The organism is Pseudoxanthomonas sp. CF125 (assembly GCF_900104085.1).
Lineage (GTDB): Bacteria > Pseudomonadota > Gammaproteobacteria > Xanthomonadales > Xanthomonadaceae > Pseudoxanthomonas_A.
Genome location: NZ_FNLD01000001.1, coordinates 447,106 through 465,396 on the forward strand (window position 1 = coordinate 447,106; position 18,291 = coordinate 465,396).

The window sequence follows — 18,291 nt, forward strand, 5'->3', positions numbered from 1 at the left end:
TTTGAAGTAAGAGCAAAATGGATCCCAGCGTTCGCTGGGATGACGGCAAGAGTGTGAGGCTGCGGACGACCATGGCCTTGCGCACGCTCCTTGTAATCGCTGCCTTGCTCGCTCTCTGCGTGGCCTGCAGCCGCAAGACCGACGACCGCGAAGTGGTCACGTTCTGGGCGATGGGCTACGAAGGGGAAGTGGTCGCCCAGTTGATACCGGAATTCGAGCGGCAGAATCCCGGCATCCGTGTCGACCTGCAGCAGTTGCCGTGGCTGTCGGCGCACGAGAAGTTGCTGACCGCCTTCGCGGGCGAGTCGCTGCCGGACGTATCGCCGATAGGCAACACCTGGATCCCGGAATTCGCCGCGCTCGATGCGCTGGAGCCGCTCGACGACGAAATCGCGGCGACGCCGGATTTCGACGTGCCCGATTATTTCCCCGGAGTATGGGACAGCGGCCTGGTCGACGGGAAAATCTATGCGGTGCCCTGGTACGTGGAGACGCGCCTGCCTTTCTACCGCACCGATCTGCTGGCCAAAGCCGGTATCGCCACGCCGCCGCGCAGCTGGGAAGAGTGGCGCAAGGCCATGCAGGCGGTGAAGCGCGAAGTGGGGCCCGAGCGTTATGCGATCCTGCTGCCGTTGAACGAATTCGAGCCGCTGTTGAGCCTGGCCATACAGGAACCGGACCCGCTGCTGCGCGATGGCGGCCGCTACGGCAATTTCCGCAGCGCCGGCTTCAAGCACGCGTTGGGCTTCTACAAGGAACTATTCGACCAGAAGCTCGCGCCGGTGGTCACCAACAACCAGATCTCCAATGTCTGGGACGAATTCGGCAAGGGCTTCTATTCGTATTACATCTCCGGGCCCTGGAACATCGCCAAGTTCAAGGAGCGTTTGCCCGCCGCACAGCAGGACGACTGGATGACCATGCCGCTGCCCGGTCCGAACGGCCCGGGCGCATCGCTGGCCAACGGCACCAGCTTCGTGGTGTTCCGCCAGTCCAGGCACAAAGCGGCGGCGTGGAAGCTGATCCACTATCTTTCCCTGCCGCAGACGCAGGCCCGCTTCCATGAGCTCACCGGCGACCTGCCGCCGCGGCGTTCGCCCTGGCAGACGCCGGCGCTGGCCAACGATCCGCACGCCAAAGCCTTCCGCGAGCAACTCGAGCGTGCCGTGCCGACGCCCAAGGTGCCCGAATGGGAGCGCATCGCGCAGGAGATGCGGATCATCGGCGAGGAGGTCGCCAACGGACGCATGACCATCGACCAGGCCGCCGAGGAAATGGACCGCCGCGCCGATCGCTTCCTGGAGAAGCGCCGTTGGATGCTGGACCATCCAGCCAAGGCGGGTGCGCCATGAAGGCCTCTACCGCGGGTTGGTTGTTCGCGGCGCCGGCGCTGACCGTGATCGGTCTATTCTTCGGGTTGCCGGTGGTCGCCGCGCTGGCGCTGAGCCTGACCGACTTCGACATCTATGCGCTGGCCGATCCGGGCAATCTGCGCTTCGTCGGCCTTGGCAACTACGTGGGCTTGTTGCAGAACCCGTTGTTCTGGAAATCGCTCGGCAACACCTTGTACTTCGTGATCGTGGGCGTACCGTTATCAGTGGCGATGTCGCTGGGTGCAGCGCTGCTGCTGCATTCCAAAGTCGGACGTCTCAAGCCTTTCTTCCGCACTGCCTATTTCGCGCCGGTAGTGACTACGGTGGTGGCCGTGGCGGTGATCTGGCGTTATCTGTTCCACACCAGATACGGTCTGGTGAACTGGGGTCTGTCGGCGTTGGGCATCGACGCCATCGACTGGCTGGGCGACCCGCGCTGGGCCATGCCCACCATCATTCTGTTCGCGGTGTGGAAGAACTTCGGCTACAACATGATCATCTTCCTGGCCGGTCTGCAGAGCATCCCGGAAGACCTTTACGAAGCGGCGCGCATCGACGGCGCCAATACCTGGAAGCAGTTTCGCCACGTGACCCTGCCGATGCTGGGGCCGGTGCTGCTTCTGGTGAGCATCCTGACCATGGCCGGTTATTTCCAGTTGTTCGCTGAGCCCTACGTGATGACCCAGGGCGGGCCGCTGGAAAGCACCAAGAGCGTGCTGTACCTGATGTACGAGGAAGGCTTCAAATGGTGGAACCTGGGCAACGCTTCGGCGGTCGCGTTCCTGTTGTTCCTGCTGATGGTGGCGACCACCAGCGGGCTGCTGTGGTTCGCGCGCCGCAAGGGGGTGGAATGAAGCGTCGTCCGCTCTGGTCGCTGGCCGTGAACGCGATGCTGATCGTGGTCGCAGTGATCAGCCTGGCGCCGTTGTTGTGGATGCTGTCGGTGTCCTTCATGCAGACCGGCGAAGCGGGGCATTTCCCGCCGCCGCTGCTGCCCTCGCACGCCACCTTGGACAACTATCGCGAATTGTTCATGCGCGCGGGCATGGGCCGCTTTCTGTTCAACAGCTTCCTCATCTCCAGCTGCGTGATGCTGCTGTCGGTATTGTTCAACACGCTGGCCGGCTACGCCTTCGCCAAGCTGCGCTTCAAGGGCCGCGACCGCACCTTCCGGGCCTTGCTGGCCGCACTGGTGATCCCGGCGCAGGTGGCGATGATGCCGTTGTTCCTGCTGCTCAAGCAGATGGGCCTGGTCAACACCTACATGGGCGCCATCGTGCCGGGCATGGCCGCGATCTTCGGGATTTTCCTGGTGCGGCAGTACGCGCGCACGATTCCCGACGAACTGCTGGAAGCCGCGCGTATCGACGGCGCCGGCGAATGGCGGATCTTTTTCCAGATCGTGCTGCCGGCACTCAAGCCGATCCTGGTGACGCTGGCCATCTTCAGTTTTCTCGGTGCCTGGAACGATTTCATGTGGCCGTTGATCGTACTGAGCGACGACCGGCTGCAGACGCTGCCGGTGGCGCTGGCCTCGTTGTCGCGCGAACACGTGATGGACTACGAGCTGATGATGGCCGGTTCGGTGGTGACGATCCTGCCGGTGCTGTTGTTGTTCCTGGTGCTGCAGCGGTACTACATCCAGGGCTTGTTGCTGGGAAGCGTAAAAGGATAACGATGATTGTTCTGTGCGAAATAATCGAATCGTCATTCCCGCGAAGGCGGGAACCCAGTGACTTTTCTTTGCCGCGCATGGCCGCGAGCAAAAGTCACTGGGTTGACCGGCTTACGCCGTTGAAAAGCGCTTCCGCCTTCGCGGGAATGACGGGATCAATCTTTTTCAATGGTTTGTTTGCACTGCTCGGGTTGGGTTCGTTCGCGGCAACAGCACAAGAAAAACCCCGCATCCTCGACGACTTCAGCAACCCAACCACCTGGCGCGTGGTCACCTCCAACCAGGTCAGCGGCAGCCTGCGCACGGTCGAGGGAACGAAGGGCAAGGCTCTGTGCCTGGATTACGATTACAACGGCGTCTCCGGCTATGTCGGCATCCAGCGCGACCAGCCGCTGGAATACCCGCAGAACTACCGCTTCGATTTCCAGTTGCGCGGCGACTCGCCGAAGAACGATCTGCAGTTCAAAGTGACCGACGCCAGCGGCGACAACGTGTGGTGGGTGAACAAGCCCAGGTACGAGTACCCGCACCAATGGACCGGCGTGCGTTACCAGAAGCGGCATATCGACAAGGCCTGGGGTCCCGATCCCGACCGTGTCCTGCGCAAGAGCGCCAAACTCGAATTCACCATTTACAACAACGAAGGCGGCAAGGGCTCGGTCTGCTTCGACGAGTTGACCTTCACTGTACTGGCGCCGGAAGACCGTTCGCCGCTCACCGCCACGGCCAGCGTATCGGTCGCCAATGGCAGCGGCGTGGGCGGCAATGCAGTAGATGGGGATCCGGAGACGGCCTGGTATGCGGACTTCGCCGCCGCGACGCAGCCGCGGCTGACCCTGGACCTGGGCAAGCAACGCGAGTTCGGCGGCCTGAAGCTGGTGTGGAAACAAGGCGAATCCGCCTCGGATTATCTATTGCAGCTCTCAGACGACGGTACGCGTTGGCGCGACGTGCGCACCGTCGTGGGCGGCGACGGCGGCAGCGACTATCTGGCGCTTCCCGAATCCGAAGCGCGTTATTTGCGTTTGAGTATGGCGGCCGGACCTGGGAAATCGTTCGGGCTTGCCGAGGCGGTAATAGAGCCGTTGCAGTTCGCTGCGACGCCCAACGATTTCATCAAGTCGGTCGCTGGCGATAATCCGCGCGGCTGGTTTCCGCGCGGCTTCGTCGGCGAGCAGCCGTACTGGACCATCGTCGGTATCGATGGCGGCCACGAGCAGGGTCTGATCGGCGAAGACGGTGCGATCGAACTGGGCAAGGGCGCGCCCAGCATCGCGCCCATGATCCTGGTCGATGGCAAGCTGGTCACCTGGGCCGACGTAGAGTTGAGCCAATCCTTGCAGGACGGCTATCTGCCGATTCCCAGCGTCGACTGGAAGCATGCCGATTTCGGCTTGCGCGTGACCGCGTTCGCTGAAGGCAAGCCCGGCGATGCGAGACTGGTGGGACGCTACCGGCTGACGAACACCGGCAAGCGCACGCGCGACTACGTGCTCGCCTTGGCAGTGCAGCCTTGGCAGGTCAATCCGCCCAGCCAATTCCTCAATACTCCCGGTGGCATCAGTACGATCACCGAGCTGCAGCTGACCCCGACCCATCTCTGGATCAACGGCGATACCGACAGGCCCGATACGCTCCAGCATAAGATCGTGGAAGCCGTCGAGCCAGCGGATGCGATGCTGGCGACGCCCTTCGACGCGGGCATGATCGCCCGGCGATTGCAAGCGGGTGGCGATCTTTGGAGCAGCACGGACGCCAAGCTGGCAAGAGTGGAAGATGACTCGACAGGACTGGCTTCCGGTGCGTTGCTGTACCGGATCAAGCTGGCGCCTGGGGAAAGCCGCGAAGTAGCGTGGCTGCTGCCGCTGGAAGGCGGCATCGCCTATGACCACGTCGCCACCACCGGTTTCAATGCCCGCACTGCCCAGGAACAGGCCGCCGCGCAGTGGCGCGAAAAACTGGATCAGGTGCGGATCAAGGTTCCGTCGCAAGGCCAGGCACTGGTCGATACGTTGCGTACCGCCACCGCGCACATGCTGATCTCGCGTATCGGTCCGCGCCTGCAACCGGGCACGCGCTCGTACGCGCGCAGCTGGATACGCGACGGGGCGATGATCTCCGAAGGCCTGCTGCGCATGGGCCGCGAGGAAGTAGTGCGCGACTACGTCGAATTCTATGCGCCGTACCAGTTCAAGGACGGCATGGTGCCGTGCTGCGTGGACGACCGCGGCAGCGACCCGGTGCCGGAGAACGACAGCCATGGCGAACTGATCTACAACATCGCCGAGCTGTACCGCTACGACGGCGACAAGGCGTTCCTGGAACAGATGTGGCCGCACGTGCTGGGCGCGTACCGATACATGGAGAAATTGCGCCTGAGCGAGCGCACCGAGGCCAATCGCGCGCTCAACCCGGCCTTCTACGGAATGATGCCGGTGTCGATCAGCCACGAAGGCTATTCGGCCAAACCGGTGCATTCGTACTGGGACAATTTCTGGGCGCTGCGCGGCTACAAGGATGCGGTGGACGTGGCCCTTTGGCTGGGCAAGGACGAAGACGCCAAGCGCTTCGCCGCTTCGCGCGACCAGTTCCATGAAGACCTGTACCTGTCTTTCCAGGCCGCGGTGCGGCAGCACGGCATCGACTTCCTGCCGGGGTCGGCGGAACTGGGCGATTTCGACGCCACCTCGACCACCATCGGTCTGGCCCCTGGCGGCGAGCAGGACAGGATGCCGAAGCAATTGCTGGATGCGACCTTCGAGCGCTATTGGAAAGAGTTCGAGAAACGCAGCAACGGTACGCGCGAATGGAAGGATTACACGCCTTACGAATGGCGGAACGTGTCGGCCTTCGTACGCCTGGGCTGGCGCGAACGCGCGTGGGATGCGGTGCAGTTCTTCTTCAAGGACCGTGCGCCGCAGCCCTGGAACCAGTGGGCCGAAGTGGTCTCGCACACGCCGCGCAAACCGTTCTTCGTCGGCGATCTGCCGCATGCGTGGGTAGCGTCGGATTTTGTGCGCTCGGCGCTGGATATGTTCGCTTATGCGCGCGAGTCGGACGACAGTATTGTGCTGGCGGCAGGGGTTCCGACGGACTGGCTGGAAGGGAAGGGCATCGCCATCCGCGACCTGCGCACGCCGGGGGGCAAGCTGAGCTATTCGCTGCGCCATGAGCGCGGCAAACTGGAACTGGAGATCGATGCGGGCCTGAAGAAGCTACCCACCGGCGGCCTGATCCTGCAATGGCCGTATCCGAACGCCCCTGGGCGAACGACCATCAACGGGCAGCTCGCGGAGTGGAAGGACGGTGAGTTGCGCGTGTTGAAGTTGCCCGCGCGCGCGATAGCCGAGACGCCCTAGAAGAATGTCGATTGCCGTAGGAGCGACGTAAGTCGCGAAGGATTGCCGGAAGAAGATGTATTCGCGACTTACGTCGCTCCTACGGCGTTCCTACGGCGTTCCCGACTTGCCGGTATTCCGGATGGAACGTTGGTCGGCACGGCATGCCACTACAAGAAGCTCTGAATAGCGGACTACGCCCCACGCACCTTGGCGACGATGGCAGCGGCCTTCGCCGAACTGGCAGTAACCTTGTCCCATTCGCCGGCCTCGATCCAGTTCTTCGGCACCATCCACGAACCGCCGATGCAGACCACGTTGGGTTGCGACAGATAATCGGCTGCATTGTCTTCGGTAATGCCGCCGGTGGGGCAGATCTTCAGGTCAGAGAGCGGGCCAGCCAGGCCTTTCAACATCGCCAGTCCGCCCACGGCACTGGCTGGGAACAGCTTGCACACGCGGAAACCGCGCGCCATCAGCGACAGCAATTCGGTCGGCGTCGCCGCGCCGGGCACGACCGGAATAGGTGCCTTGGCCAGCGCGTCCGCCATTTCCGCAGGCGTGCCGGGCGTGACCAGGAAGTCGGCGCCAGCGGCGATGGATTGCTCCATCTGTTCGACCGTCAGCACGGTGCCCGCGCCGATCACGATATCGGGCAGTTCTTTTTTCAGCATCGCCAGCGCTTCCATCGCTACCGGCGTGCGCAAGGTCAATTCGATCGCCGGCAGGCCGCCCTTGAGCAGCGCTGCGGATACTTTGCGGGCTTCGTCCAACGTGTGCACGGTGACCACGGGCAGGATGCCGGCGGCGCGGAGGAGTTGTTCGGCTTTTTGCTGGTGTTTTTCGATGGTCATCGTGATTGGTTCCGGAGATCGAGCCCCTCTCCCGACGGGAGAGGGGTTGGGGTGAGGGTACGGCGGAGTCCAAATGGCGCAGGCATCATGACTTCGCCGTACCCTCATGCGGCGCTTCGCGCCACCTTCTCAGCCTTGCACACCCTTCGGGCGCCAATGGGAGAAGGGAAAAGCTTCAAGCGTCCTTGTCTTCATGCGGCGCCGCAGCCGCAGCATGATCGTGTCCCAGCTCATACTCCGCATCGTATTCCCAGCCGCCCTCTGGCGAAGGCGGCCCACAGGAAATCGACAACGCCCCCTGGTCGGCAGGCGTCACCAGATTGCGGCTCCAGGCGAACAGGTTACGGCCAAGATCCTGAGCGGCCGGTGCAGTGTTGGGCGCATGACTGCGTGCGTTCCATTCGTCCGCATCGACCAATACTTCCAGCGTGCCGGCCACCGCATCGAGCCGGATCATGTCGCCTTCGCGCAGCTTGCCGATCGGACCACCGCGCGCCGCTTCAGGGGTGAGATGGATGGCGGCGGGAATCTTGCCCGAAGCGCCGGAAAGGCGGCCGTCGGTGACCAGCGCCACGCGCCGGCCCTGGTTCTGCAACAGACCCAGCAGCGGAGCCAGCGAATGCAGTTCTGGCATGCCGTTTGCGCGCGGACCCTGGTAGCGGACCACGGCGATGAAATCCTGCGGCAACACGCCAGCGGCATGCAGTTTGTTGAGCGCACGCGGATCGTCCAGCACTACCGCAGGCGCTTCGATGCGGTGGTATTCGGACTTCACCGCCGAGATCTTCATCAGTGAACGGCCCAGATTGCCGCGCAACAGGCGCAGCCCGCCGTGCGGGTCGAAAGCATCGCTTACCGGGCGTACTACCGCTTCGTCCGCGCTCTTGGCAACGCCCGGCGTGTAGTCCAGCTTGCCGTCGGTCAAGCGGGGCTCGTCGCAGAAGGCACGCATGCCGCCGGCAACGACGGTGGCGATATCGCCATGCATCAGGCCGGCGTCGATCAGTTCGCGGAACACGAACTGGGTGCCGCCCGCTGCTGCGAAACGGTTAACGTCGGCATCGCCGTTCGGATACACGCGCGCCAGCAGCGGCACGATCTGGGAAAGCTCGTCCATGTCGTCCCAGGTCAGCATGACGCCGGCAGCGCGCGCGACGGCGATCCAGTGGATGGTGTGGTTGGTGGAGCCGCCGGTGGCCATCAGCGCGACCATGGCGTTGACGATGGCACGCTCGTCGATCAGATGGCCGATGGGGCGGTAGTCGTTGCCCAATGCGGTGATGCGCAACGCACGCTCGGTGGAAGCGCGGGTCAGCGCATCGCGCAGCGGCGTGCCGGGATTGACGAAGGACGTGCCCGGAAGCTGCAGGCCCATCGCTTCCAGCAATACCTGGTTGGAATTGGCGGTGCCGTAGAAAGTGCAGGTGCCAGCGGCGTGGTACGAGGCCGCTTCCACCTCCAGCAGTTCTTCGCGGGTCGCTTCGCCGGCGGCGTAGCGCTCGCGCACTTCGGCTTTCTTCTTGTTCGCAATACCCGGTGTCATGGGACCGGCGGGTACGAACATCGCCGGCAGATGACCGAAGGCGAGGGCGCCGATCAGCAGGCCTGGCACGATCTTGTCGCACACGCCCAGATACAGCGCGGCGTCGAACATGTCGTGGCTCAGCGAAATGGCGGTGGCCTGGGCGATGTTGTCGCGCGAGAACAGCGACAGTTCCATGCCCGGCCGGCCCTGGGTGACGCCGTCGCACATCGCCGGCACGCCGCCAGCGACCTGCGCGGTGGCGCCTAGTTCGCGGGCGACCTGGCGCACGATCTCCGGGTAATGCTCGAACGGCTGATGTGCCGACAGCATGTCGTTGTAGGCGTTGATGATGCCCAGGTTGGGAGTGATGTCGGCGCGCAGCCGGCCCTTGTCGGTGGTGCCCGAAGCGGCGAAGGCGTGGGCCAGGTTGCCGCAGCTCAGGCGCGTGCGGTTGGGGCCTTCGCGGTGGGCGGCGTCGATGCCGGCCAGATAGGCGCGCCGCGAATCGGCGCTGCGCTTGCGGATGCGTTCGGTGATTTGGTGGAGTCGTGGATGCAGGGTCATGGCGAAGGCTGGGTCTGCAGAAAAGGGCAGGGAACAAGCGGATCCGGGGCCGTTGAAGGCACGCGGAGGCGGAGTGGGATTTTCCGCTAGCAGACCACAGCAATACCAATTATCAAAATAGGTCTGCGGGAGTGCTCCGCTCTACTGAGTTTAGCCGTTCCGGCGTTTCATTTCCTGGCTATTTTAAATGCCAGTGAAATACCACTTCGTCAGTCCTCGATGTCCCGGCGAGTGTTACTTCGCGCCGAAGCTTTCCACTGCGAAGGCGGCCGCACCCAGCAAGCCGGGGCGTGGATGCACCACGGCCAGGGTAGGCACGCGGGCCATGGCCGGCGAGAAACGGCCCTTGTGTTCGAAACGTTGGCGGAACCCGGAATGCTGCAGCGAAGACAGCAGCTTGGGCACCAGTCCACCGGTGAGGAATACGCCGTCCCAGGCGCCGGCGCTGAGCACCAGATCGCCGGCGATGGCGCCGAACACGGCGCAGAACACATCCAGCGTGCGCATGCAGCGCGGATCGCCGGCCGCGGCGCGCGCGGTGATGTCGGCCGGTTGCATGGGGCCAGGGTCTTCGCCGGCGATTTCGCTCAGGGCGCGGTGCAGGTTGACCAGGCCGGGGCCGCAGATCAGGCGTTCATTGGAAACGCGGCCGAACTGCGCCGAGAGTTTCTGGAGTATCTCGATCTCTTCCGGCGTGCCTGGCGGGAAACTGACATGGCCGCCTTCGGTCTCCAGCGGATAACGGCGGCCGTCGCGCACGATCAGACCTCCCACGCCCAGTCCGGTGCCCGGGCCGATGACGGCGTAGGTCTTGTTCACCGACGCCGGCGCAGGCGACCAGCGCGCGCCGCCGATCGGCACCACGTCGGCCGGAGTGAGCAGCGACACCGCCATCGCCTGCGCGGCGAAATCGTTGACCAGCTTGATGTCGTCGAAGCGCAGCGCGGCGCGCGTACGCGAAAGCGAGATGACCCAGGGATGGTTGGTGATGCGGGCTTCGTCGCCATCGACGCGGCCGGCGACGGCGAACACTCCGTTTTGCGCGGTCGCCCCGGTCTTGTCCAGGTAATGCTGCGCGGCATCGGCAAGCGAAGGGAAATCGGCGACAGCGAATTCCCCGACGCTATCGACGATCAGCGGCGTTTCCAGCGAGGTATCGGCCAGCGCGAAGCGCGCATTGGTGCCGCCGATGTCGGCGAGCAACACACGTTCCATAGAAGCACGTTCCGTAGAAGCACGTTCCGTAGAAGCACGTTCTGCCGAAGCAGCAGGCGCGGCGGTCATGCGGAGTACTTCAAGCGATGGTTACAAAGAGTATTCCGCAGCATCCGACTCAGTCGTCCTCGTTGGCCAAGGCTGCGCCGTGACTGGCGACAACTTTCGCATAATAGCGTGCGCTGTCCTTCGGTGTGCGGGTCTGGGTCTCGAAGTCCACGTGGACGATACCGAACCGTTTGGAGTAGCCCAGCGACCATTCCAGGTTGTCCAGCAGCGACCACACGAAGTAGCCACCGATGTCGCAACCGGCTTCGATCGCCGCGTGCACTGCGCGCAGATGCTGGCGCAAGTAGCTGAGCCGCAAGGGATCGCGGACGCGCCCGTTCTCGGATTTGGGCGGATCGAAGAAGGCCGCGCCGTTCTCGGTGATGAACACTTTGGGATTGCCGTAGCGTTCCTTCACCCACACCAGCGTGTCGGTCAGTCCCTGCGGGAATACCTCCCAACCGGTTTCCGTATACGTATGCTGGTTCTGCCGGACCGGCGCGACCTTCAGCGGCCAGTTCGATTCGTCGTGCTTGGACACGTTGCGGGTGTAGTAGTTGACGCCGATGAAATCCAGCGGCTGCTTGATCAGGTCCATGTCGTCCTGCGACCACTCCGGCCAGGCCTCGCCGAAGATCTCGCGCAGCTCTTCGGGGTAGGTGCCGAAGAACGCCGGATCCAGGTACTGGCGATTCATGTAAGCCTCGGCGCGGCGGGTCGCGGCCAGGTCTTCGGCGCTGTCGCTGGCCGAATACTTGGGTTCGATATTCACCACCAGGCCGATCTCGTGCTTGCCGACTTCGCGGTACGCCTTCACCGCGGCGCCGTGCGCGCGCATCAGGTTGTGCGAGGCGATGGGCGCTTCGAAACGGTTGCGGTGGCCCGGCGCCAGCGCGCCGTGCAGGTAGCCGCCATCGGTGACCACCCACGGTTCGTTGAGCGTGGCCCAGCGCTTGATGCGGCCGTCCAGGCGCTCGAACATCAGGCGGCCGTAATCGGCGAACCAGCCGGCGATGTCGCGGTTCAGCCAGCCGCCCTGGTCGTCCAGCGCGGCGGGCAGGTCCCAGTGGAAGAGGGTGGCGACGGGCTGGATGTCGTTCTCCAGCAGGGTGTCGACCAGGCGTTCGTAGAAGTCCACGCCTTTCTGGTTCACCCGGCCACGGCCCTCGGGCAGCACCCGGCTCCAGGAAATGCTGAAGCGGTAGGCCTGCATGCCCAGTTCTTTCATGATCGCGATGTCTTGGCGCCAGCGGTTGTAGTGGTCGCAGGCCACATCGCCGGTATCGTTGTTGAGCATGCGGCCCGGGGTATGGGCGAAACGCTGCCAGATGCTGGGGCCGGCGCCGTCGGCGAGCGGGGAGCCTTCGATCTGGTAGGCGGCGGTGGCGCTTCCCCAGACGAAATCGTCCGGGAACTGGTAAATATTCGACATGGCCCCTCCGGCGGTGTCGGTGGATGTATCGGCAGGAATCAGAGTTTGCGTTGTGAAAACGGTTACATGGCAGAATACCGCAAGCCTTCCATCAGCGGAACCGGTCGAAGGCAGAAATAAAGCCGATTGCATCCCGATTGCCGCAGCCGGCGATCGCGAGCATGCCAGCAGTCACCGGGAGGGCCGGCGACCGTGAGTACTTCATCGCCGGAGAGATGATGGCCAGCGTTCAACTAGATAACGTCCGCAAGGTATACGAGAAAGGCCAGGTAGCCGTGCACGGGGCCAGTTTCGAAGTCGCCGATGGCGAACTGATGGTGCTGGTGGGGCCATCGGGCTGCGGCAAATCCACTTTGCTGCGGATGATCGCCGGGCTTGAGGAAATCACCGGCGGCACCCTTTCCATCGGCGGTCGCGTGGTCAACGAAGTGGCCCCGAAGGACCGGGATATCGCCATGGTGTTCCAGAGCTATGCGCTTTATCCGCACATGACCGTGGCCGAAAACCTCGCCTTCGGCCTGAAGTTGCGCAAGCACGACAAGGCCACCATCGAGAAACGGGTCGCCGCGGCGGCCGAGACGCTGGGGCTCACGCCCATGATGGACAAGCTACCGGGGCAGATGTCGGGTGGCCAGCGCCAGCGCGTGGCGCTGGGCAGGGCGCTGGTGCGCGAGCCTTCGGTCTTCCTGCTGGACGAGCCGCTCTCCAACCTGGACGCCAAGCTGCGCCACTCGGTACGCACCGAGATCGCCCGCCTGCACCGGCAACTGGGCACCACCATGATCTACGTCACCCACGACCAGGTCGAAGCCATGACCCTGGGGCAGCGCATCGTGGTGATGAAGGACGGCGAGGTGCAGCAGATCGATACGCCGATGGCGCTGTATCTGAAACCGGCCAACCTGTTCGTGGCCACCTTCATCGGCAGCCCGAAAATGAACCTGCTGTGGGGCGAGCTTCAGCAGCGCGACGATGGCCTGCGCCTGGTCGTCGGCGAGGGCGTCGAACTGCCGTTGCGGCAGGCGGCCATGCAATCTGCGTTGCAGGCCTATGTAGGCAGGCAGTTGACCATCGGCTTGCGACCGGAAGACATGCACCTGGGGCCGGCAAGCCCGGACAGTTTGCCGGCCAAGATCGAGGTAGTGGAGCCGGTGGGCAACGAGGCCTTCCTCAATCTGGGTTGCGGTGGTTGCGACCTGGTGATCCGCCTGCCTCCCTATCACTTGCCGGCGGTGGGCGACCAGGTCCACCTGGGCTATGCGGCCGAACGCATGCATTTCTTCGATAGCGAGACCGGGCAGGCGTTGTTGCCCTAGAGGCCGGACAGATCGCTGCCTTTCACCTGCAGGTTGCGCCGCAGGTGTTCGCGCAACGGCTTGCCGGGCGGTTTCGGCGCCGCGCCGCCCAGGCGACGGTGCAGGAACTCCTCCATCAGGTAGAAATAGGCCTCGCGCGTGCGCGGATCCTCCAGTTGGTGACGGCCTTCGGTATCGATGAACAAGCTGAAATCTTTGCCTAGCGATTTCAGCTGGGCGGCGTAGTGGGTCACGCTGCGGATCGGCACGCGCTCATCGTCGGCGCCGGCCAGCAACAGCAGCGGACGCGACAGCTTGCCCGCGTTGGCGATAGGCGATTGCATCCGCAAGCGCTCGGCTATGCCGGGGTCGGCGGGATCGAGCGACAACAGCCGCATCGTGGTGGACATCGGAATGCCGTCGGTGAACTGATCGGCCGAATGCGAATACCAGCGCAGCACCCAGCCGAAATCGGCGGGCGGCACGGCGGCGATGGCCACCTTGAACAATTCCGGCTGGAAGGTGACGCCCTGCAAAGCGGAATAGCCGCCGAACGAGGCGCCATCGATACCCACGCGCGAAGGGTCGCCTATGCCCTGGGCCAGCAGGAAGCGCACGCCTTCTACGATGTCCTGCTGCACGCGGCCATTGCCGAAATCGCCGCGCGCCGAAAAAAGATAGTCGCGGCCCAAGCCGGTAGATCCTCGGAAGTTGGGTTCGAAGACGATGTAGCCGCGGTTGGCCAGCAACTGGCCGGTCGAACTGAACTCCGGGCGCGCCAGGTTGAACGGCCCGCCGTGCACGTGAGCCATCAACGGCGCGCGCGCGACGTCGATCCCCGGGGGCACCATCAGGAAACCATGCAGGCGCATGCCGTCGGAGGCGCGGTAAGTGAAGGCGATCCTGCGCGCCATCGCCGATTCCGGCGGCCGCGCGACGATCTTCCCTGCGTGCCGGAAAGCGATGTCGTCCAGGATGTCGCGGAAACCGCCGGTGGCCGGATCGTAAAGGTGGAACAGCGCGCCTTTCAGCGATCCCGAGCGCTCGCGCACCAGCCACCGCGCGTTGCCGCCGTCGCCCGCTTCGATGCTCAGGTTGCGCGCCGGATAACGCCGCTCTATCGCTTCGACATGGCGGCGGGCCTCGGGCGTCAGGCCGTAGTTCGCGGCCACGGTGCTGCGATAGCTGGCGATGAGAGGCTGCCCAGTACGCAGGTCCGGCACGACTTCGTCCAGATCAGCCTCACCGCGCGGATCCGTATGCAGAGTCGTCAGTTTTCCTTGATGGTCCAGCAACGCCAGGCGCCGGAAACCGCTGCCCGTATTGGTGGACAGCAGGAGTTCTTGGCCGGCATGGGGGGTGGAGACGATACGGCAGCGATCCAAGCCTTCGCAGCGCATCGCCGGCCGTAACCGGTTGTCCTGCTTGCGGTAGATGACGTACTTGTCTTTCTCGGCCAGGGTTACGAACGTAAGTCGGCCGTTCGGACCGAAAGCGAAATCTACGATGGGTTTGGCGTCTTCGTGCAGTAGGACCGGTTTGCCATCAAGGCCGATGCGCAGCAATCGCCACTTGCGCGGCAGGCGCGACACCTTGGGTGGAATCTCGACGACCAGGGCTGCCGCGGGAAGCGCCGGATCGGCGCCCTTAAAGTCGCGTCGCCAGCTTCCGTCCAGTTTGGCGATAACGCCCGACCCGGGTTGTCCGGCTGCCGCAAGCACGGACAATTGCCGTGGCGAGGACAGGAACAGCCAACGGCTGTCGCTCGACCAGCTCAACTGCGCCGATTCGGTGTCCGGCAACAGCTGTTTCGCCGCACCGCCCGCGGTCGGCAGCAACCACACTCCGCGATTGCTGCCTTCTTCCCGCAAATAGGCGACATGCCGGCCATCGGGCGAAAGCCAGGCGCCCGCGACGCTGGCCTTGGCGAGGAACTGGGTACGGTCCAGTTGCGGCGCGCGTGGCCGCACGCGTTCGGCGGAAACAGCGGCGCGCAGAGCGGCCGTTTCATCCGCGAATGCGGACGATGCGGGCGATAGCGTGAGAACCGCGGCCGCGAGCGTGCACTGGATACCCTGCATCGAGGCAACGGCCGCCCGCCCCCCGAAACTCTTCGGGAACTTCAACATGTTCTTCTCCTGCGGACCCGTGCAAGGACGGGCCGGAATTGGATCAGCAGTGGGTCATGCCGTAGCGGCCTGCGCCAGCGGCAGGTCCTCCAGCGCTTCGCGTTTGGGATGGATCAACCAGAGGCTCATCAAGGCGGGCAGGCCGACCGCTCCGCAAACCACGATCCAGGCGATGCGCGCCGGCATAGCAAGCGCGGTCTGGCGCGTTCGCCAGACTGCGCCCAGCAGCGAAAGCAGCATCAGCACGGCGGCGATCGTCCGGGCGCTGCGGGGCACTGCGGGGCGGTCGGTTTCCTCGTCCGGCAGGTAGCCCGAGAACAGGCGGGCGATGGCCCTTTGCGCGGAATACAGTGCAGGCGAGGTGTACCAGTTCTGGTAACGCCAGGCGACCGGATAATCCAGGATCAGATCGCGTCGCGCGACGTGGGCGACGTGGCCCTGGGAGTCCACCCTGATCAATTGCTGGAATGGCAATGCGCCCTCGGCGTTGTACGAACGGCGTGTGTAGGTGAAGGAACCCAGCCATCCATCCAGTAATTCCATCAGTTCGATGCGTATCAGGTCGCCCGGCTTGCCCGGCAGCGGAACGCGCTGGCGCGGCGTCAGCACGCCATCGTCGTTCTTGAATTCCTCCACGTCGTAGAAATACAGGCCGCGGTTGCTGAGCAGCGCCAGATCGTCGCCGACTTTTCCGTAACCGGTGACGACTTCGCCCGACGGCAGATGCGCGCGCGGCAGCATCGACTCGTCGTCTTCGTAGTACTGGTACACGGTGTCGCCGGTGAAAAAGACGCTGTCGGGGCCGGGTAGCGGAGGCGAGGGGAACGGCTGCTGCCCAGCGACGCCCAGCGTGCCCACCGGGCGCTTGTCCACCAGGCTGTAGCCGTGGAAACGCATGTCGTCGTGGCTGAACACCCAGCGTATGCGGCGGGTCGTGTCGTCGAATTCCATCGGCGCCAGGTTGGTCAGTTCGTTGCGCACCGGCACCGCACGCAGGTAGGACTCTATCCCGAACATCTCGGAAATGCCGGCCTGTTCGCGCCATAGCGGCGCCTGCGGATCGGCGCTGTTTCTCAGCCCGGCGATCATCAGATCCTTGGCCTCGGCGTTTTCCGCTTCTTTCTCGCCACCCGGCAGCGGCACCGCCATGTTGTTGGGATGCGAACCCTGCGCTATCCAGACGAATTCCACTCCGAAGCCCACCATCACCAGTGCGAACCACATCGCCATCTGCAGCGGCAGCGCGGTGACCACGATGCCCGCAAGATTGCGTGGCGCCGCGTCCAGATCCGGTTTGAACGCGGTCAGGTTCATGGCCGCCAGGAACGCGAGCGCCATGCATTGCACCGCGATAGCGCCCATGCCCACAGCCTTGTAGAACACCAGCAACAGCACGAACACCAGTGCGCAGAAGCTGTAGCGCTTGTTGGCCAGCATGGCGTAACTGCCGGCCAGATAAGCGCACAGCGCCACCAGCCAGCCCGACAGCGCCAACAGCAAATGGCGCGTATCGACCACGCGCGCGGTCATCGATTCCTGCCAACCGGCCAGCACCAGCAACGGCAGCAGCACGGCGATCGCCAGCAACAGCGCGCCGGCGCCGTACAGAGCGGCGGCGATTCGCCAGGACGGCATGGGCCGATGCAGCAGGTTCAACCAGGTGTTGGGGCGCCGGTAGCCGCCCATCTGGTAGAGCCCAAGCAGCAAGCCGCTCAATCCGTACAGACCGCCTATGACTTCGTAGACCAGCAGCGGTTGTTGCGCCATGTCGACCACGCGGCTCATGAAGCCGAGCAGGACCAGCTGCAGCGCGGCGTAGGCGATGGCCCAGCTGCGGAAACGCAGTATTTCGGCCTTGAACAAATCCCACATGTTCCGATTCTCCGGGGTTGGCGCCGCGTCAGGCGGACGCGCTTGCGAGCGCTTGCGGCGCGGCGTGGTTCTTGGCCAGGAAGCTGTTGACAGCGCGATCCAGGCTCACTTGCATGCTCTGCACCGAGCGTGCGCCGTGGGTGCGCAGGAAATCGCCGAAACGCTCGTCCTGGTCCAGCACCAGATAGTGGTGCAGGCCGTCCAGGCGCTGCGCCTCCAGCAAGCCGGGCACGGAGGAGGGCTCCGGGCCCTTGAACGGAATGTCGGCGACCCAGTGCGTCACCCGCGCGCAGAAGTCGTCGGGTGCGGACATGTTCTTCAACTGTCCGCGCTCCAGGATGATCAGGTTGTCGGCGACGCGCTCGATCTCTTCCATCTGGTGCGAGCAATAGATCACCGTGCATTCGTCGGCGGCATTGCTGTACATCAGCGATTCCAGGAACGCGCGCTTGGCGACCACGTCCAGGCCCAGGGTCGGTTCGTCCAGCACCAGCAGCTCGGGGCGTTGCGCCAGCGCCAGGGCCAAGTTGAAACCGGCGCGCTCGCCGCGCGAGAGCTGGCCGACTTTCTGTTCCGGCAGTACGTGGTAGTGGTCCAGCACGCCGCGGAAAGCGGCCTCGTTCCAGCGCGGATACAGGCGACGGTGCATCCTGGTGACCGCCGACACTTTCATCCAGCCGGGAAGCGTGTGTTCTTCGTTGACGAAGCCGACGCGTTCGCGGTCGCCGGGCGTCAGCTTGCGGCTGTCGCGCCCCAGGATCCACGCCTGGCCCGCCGTCTGCGGAAGGAAGCCGAGCAGGACGCGGAACAACGTGGATTTGCCGGCGCCGTTGGCGCCGACAATGGCGTGGATGCGTCCACGCGGAATACGCAGGTCTAGGCGGTCGAGCGCCAACTTGCGTCCGTAACGCTTGCTCAGCGCCTGGGTTTCGATCACGTATTCGTTTTGCGGAACGGACATGGCGGTCTCG

Annotated in this window: 12 protein-coding genes; 5 read left to right on the top strand and 7 right to left on the bottom strand. The window is 64.2% G+C overall.

Features of this window, described 5'->3' with window-relative positions; genetic code table 11:
* The first annotated feature begins 17 nt into the window (after positions 1-17).
* The 4 genes from BLR66_RS02105 (at position 18) to BLR66_RS02120 (ending at position 6,407) form a co-directional block, all read left to right on the top strand.
* Positions 18-1,352 carry a sugar ABC transporter substrate-binding protein gene (locus BLR66_RS02105; RefSeq protein ID WP_255402269.1) on the top strand — a complete coding sequence of 445 codons (1,335 nt, stop codon included), beginning with the start codon at positions 18-20 and terminating at the stop codon, positions 1,350-1,352.
* The gene (locus BLR66_RS02110; protein ID WP_093279975.1) at positions 1,349-2,227 is read left to right on the top strand and encodes a carbohydrate ABC transporter permease; all 879 of its coding nucleotides are present in this window, start codon (positions 1,349-1,351) and stop codon (positions 2,225-2,227) included. Before BLR66_RS02105 ends, BLR66_RS02110 begins: the two co-directional genes overlap by 4 nt.
* On the top strand, positions 2,224-3,048 hold the full coding sequence (locus BLR66_RS02115; protein WP_093279976.1) for a carbohydrate ABC transporter permease: 825 nt from the start codon (positions 2,224-2,226) through the stop codon (positions 3,046-3,048). The genes BLR66_RS02110 and BLR66_RS02115 overlap by 4 nt, the downstream gene beginning before the upstream one ends.
* Before the next feature lie 146 nt (positions 3,049-3,194).
* Positions 3,195-6,407 (top strand): discoidin domain-containing protein, encoded by a 3,213-nt coding sequence (locus BLR66_RS02120; protein ID WP_093279977.1) that lies wholly within the window; start codon positions 3,195-3,197, stop codon positions 6,405-6,407.
* A gap of 173 nt (positions 6,408-6,580) precedes the next feature.
* On the opposite strand, the gene BLR66_RS02125 is transcribed toward BLR66_RS02120, so the two are convergent.
* The 4 genes from BLR66_RS02125 to BLR66_RS02140 all read right to left on the bottom strand — a co-directional run bounded on the left by BLR66_RS02125 (position 6,581) and on the right by BLR66_RS02140 (position 12,024).
* The gene (locus tag BLR66_RS02125) at positions 6,581-7,240 is read right to left on the bottom strand and encodes a bifunctional 4-hydroxy-2-oxoglutarate aldolase/2-dehydro-3-deoxy-phosphogluconate aldolase (RefSeq protein ID WP_093279978.1); all 660 of its coding nucleotides are present in this window, start codon (positions 7,238-7,240) and stop codon (positions 6,581-6,583) included.
* A 175-nt stretch (positions 7,241-7,415) separates the two neighbouring features.
* Positions 7,416-9,329, bottom strand: a complete 1,914-nt coding sequence (gene edd, locus BLR66_RS02130; protein ID WP_093279979.1) for a phosphogluconate dehydratase — start codon at positions 9,327-9,329, stop codon at positions 7,416-7,418.
* A 234-nt stretch (positions 9,330-9,563) separates the two neighbouring features.
* A complete protein-coding gene (gene glk / locus BLR66_RS02135; RefSeq protein ID WP_093279980.1) occupies positions 9,564-10,613 on the bottom strand; it encodes a glucokinase in 1,050 nt (349 codons plus the stop codon).
* A 49-nt stretch (positions 10,614-10,662) separates the two neighbouring features.
* The gene (locus tag BLR66_RS02140) at positions 10,663-12,024 is read right to left on the bottom strand and encodes a GH1 family beta-glucosidase (protein ID WP_093279981.1); all 1,362 of its coding nucleotides are present in this window, start codon (positions 12,022-12,024) and stop codon (positions 10,663-10,665) included.
* A 218-nt stretch (positions 12,025-12,242) separates the two neighbouring features.
* Between BLR66_RS02140 and ugpC the strand changes: the two genes are divergently transcribed.
* Positions 12,243-13,340 (top strand): ABC transporter ATP-binding protein, encoded by a 1,098-nt coding sequence (gene ugpC / locus BLR66_RS02145; protein ID WP_093279982.1) that lies wholly within the window; start codon positions 12,243-12,245, stop codon positions 13,338-13,340.
* Here the strand turns inward: ugpC and BLR66_RS02150 are convergent.
* Genes BLR66_RS02150 through BLR66_RS02160 form a run of 3 tightly spaced genes read right to left on the bottom strand, consistent with a single transcriptional unit; the run spans position 13,337 to position 18,281 of the window.
* A complete protein-coding gene (locus BLR66_RS02150; protein ID WP_093279983.1) occupies positions 13,337-15,448 on the bottom strand; it encodes a S9 family peptidase in 2,112 nt (703 codons plus the stop codon). The two genes, ugpC and BLR66_RS02150, sit on opposite strands and share 4 nt — an antisense overlap.
* Before the next feature lie 54 nt (positions 15,449-15,502).
* A complete protein-coding gene (locus BLR66_RS02155) occupies positions 15,503-17,320 on the bottom strand; it encodes a hypothetical protein (protein WP_093279984.1) in 1,818 nt (605 codons plus the stop codon).
* A 28-nt stretch (positions 17,321-17,348) separates the two neighbouring features.
* A complete protein-coding gene (locus tag BLR66_RS02160) occupies positions 17,349-18,281 on the bottom strand; it encodes an ABC transporter ATP-binding protein (protein WP_093279985.1) in 933 nt (310 codons plus the stop codon).
* Positions 18,282-18,291: the final 10 nt, after the last annotated feature.

Excerpts from the sequence above, each read along its gene's own strand:
- BLR66_RS02105 (WP_255402269.1), top strand. The coding sequence starts at position 18 with ATGGATCCCAGCGTTCGCTGGGATGACGGCAAGAGTGTGAGGCTGCGG.
- BLR66_RS02110 (WP_093279975.1), top strand. The coding sequence starts at position 1,349 with ATGAAGGCCTCTACCGCGGGTTGGTTGTTCGCGGCGCCGGCGCTGACC.
- BLR66_RS02115 (WP_093279976.1), top strand. The coding sequence starts at position 2,224 with ATGAAGCGTCGTCCGCTCTGGTCGCTGGCCGTGAACGCGATGCTGATC.
- BLR66_RS02120 (WP_093279977.1), top strand. The coding sequence starts at position 3,195 with ATGACGGGATCAATCTTTTTCAATGGTTTGTTTGCACTGCTCGGGTTG.
- BLR66_RS02125 (WP_093279978.1), bottom strand. The coding sequence starts at position 7,240 with ATGACCATCGAAAAACACCAGCAAAAAGCCGAACAACTCCTCCGCGCC.
- edd (WP_093279979.1), bottom strand. The coding sequence starts at position 9,329 with ATGACCCTGCATCCACGACTCCACCAAATCACCGAACGCATCCGCAAG.
- glk (WP_093279980.1), bottom strand. The coding sequence starts at position 10,613 with ATGACCGCCGCGCCTGCTGCTTCGGCAGAACGTGCTTCTACGGAACGT.
- BLR66_RS02140 (WP_093279981.1), bottom strand. The coding sequence starts at position 12,024 with ATGTCGAATATTTACCAGTTCCCGGACGATTTCGTCTGGGGAAGCGCC.
- ugpC (WP_093279982.1), top strand. The coding sequence starts at position 12,243 with ATGGCCAGCGTTCAACTAGATAACGTCCGCAAGGTATACGAGAAAGGC.
- BLR66_RS02150 (WP_093279983.1), bottom strand. The coding sequence starts at position 15,448 with ATGTTGAAGTTCCCGAAGAGTTTCGGGGGGCGGGCGGCCGTTGCCTCG.
- BLR66_RS02155 (WP_093279984.1), bottom strand. The coding sequence starts at position 17,320 with ATGTGGGATTTGTTCAAGGCCGAAATACTGCGTTTCCGCAGCTGGGCC.
- BLR66_RS02160 (WP_093279985.1), bottom strand. The coding sequence starts at position 18,281 with ATGTCCGTTCCGCAAAACGAATACGTGATCGAAACCCAGGCGCTGAGC.